This window comes from Campylobacter sp. 10_1_50, assembly GCF_000238755.1.
GTDB classification, from domain to species: Bacteria; Campylobacterota; Campylobacteria; order Campylobacterales; family Campylobacteraceae; genus Campylobacter_A; species Campylobacter_A concisus_R.
On record NZ_JH414891.1, the window covers coordinates 19,907 to 21,303 of the forward strand.

Below are 1,397 nucleotides of genomic sequence, written 5' to 3' on the forward strand. Positions count from 1 at the left end.
ATAAACTGGCGTTGAGAATTTGCCGTTATATGTAACATTATAAATGCCTCTTTTTTCTTGTTTGGCAAGCTTATCTACTCCTGCATTATCTACTATCTTTTTTACCTCTTCGCTTGGCTTTTTTGATATGCTTAGTATCTTATTGTAAAGCTCAGGACTTACTTTTTTTACCCCCTCGGCTGTTATCTTTGATCCAAACAATGCATATATAAAACCTTTTGCAAACTCTTCAGGGCTAACGTTGCCATTTTCATCAGCTCCATTTGCTGTGCCACCAAGTAAGCCACTTGCTATATGTGGGCTTGCGTTTATTGTTCTACCACCTTTTGGATTAGATAGGCTTCCGAATTCTCGCTCAAAGTCTTCCATGTCAGCATAATCACTAGCTTTTTTATACTCATAGCCGAGTGCTTCGCTGCTTTCAAGATCAGATTTTAGTTTATTAAAAGTAGCCTCGTCCATCTTTCCAGCTCTTATCTTTGCAACATCAGCCTTTGTGGTTAGAAAGTCTGCTTTGTAGTTTTTCTCGTAACCTGCTGGTGTTAATTTATATTCCCAACCGCCAACTCCGTCGTTGCTCTCAATATTTCTATCAGCTATTCTATTTCTGCCATATTTTGCATTTTTAGCCAATATATTTTCTCTATCACTTAAAAACTTATCCACATCATATTCATTTAAAAGCTTTTTAAACTCTTCTTGTGTTTGTTTTGGTATAATGCTTTCATCAGAGCTAGAGAATGTGCTTTTTGCACCAGCCGTCGGTCCAACCTGATTAACATCAGCACGTTGGAGTGTAGGGTATGGCGTCCCTACCTTTAGCTCTTTCTCATCTAAAAGTGCTTTTGCACCATCCGCCGTTGGCTCTGTGGCTTCGCCAAGAGTGAGCTGTGTGGGAGTAGGCGACCCCACTAGATGAGATTTTTCATTTCTTTTTAAAAGCCTCTTGTTTTCCTTGTCTGTCTTACTCGAATAAGTCGCATGGTTTAGTTTTAAGTACTCGCTATCATACTCTTTTTGTATGCCTATTTTACCAAGCTTGCCATTCTCTAAAATTTTGCCTATCAAAGCCGTATTTGGCTCATTATTGTTATAAAAAAACGTCGGATTTTCTTTAACTGCTTTTATTAGCCTAAAAACATCACTTGGCTTAGTAAAAAGTTCCTTGTGCTTTTCATAAAGTTTGGTTAAATCAGCCTTAATTTGTTTATTTGCGTTTATCCCTCCAAGCTCCCTCACCCAGTCATCCACGCTAATTTTTACATTTAAATCACTCTTTGGTGCTGGGCTTTCTTTTGTGATGAACCCATCCCCTTTTATCTCTCCAGCTTGAGCCTCTTCTCTTAACGCCTTTACCTCGTTTTTAAAAGCTTCTAGTAGTTTAGTTGACGTTTTCT

General features: G+C 38.3%; 1 pseudogene. It reads right to left on the bottom strand.

Annotated features, from left to right (window positions below):
• Positions 1 to 1,397 (bottom strand): annotated as a pseudogene (locus tag HMPREF1019_RS10225) (hypothetical protein); the annotation flags it as partial.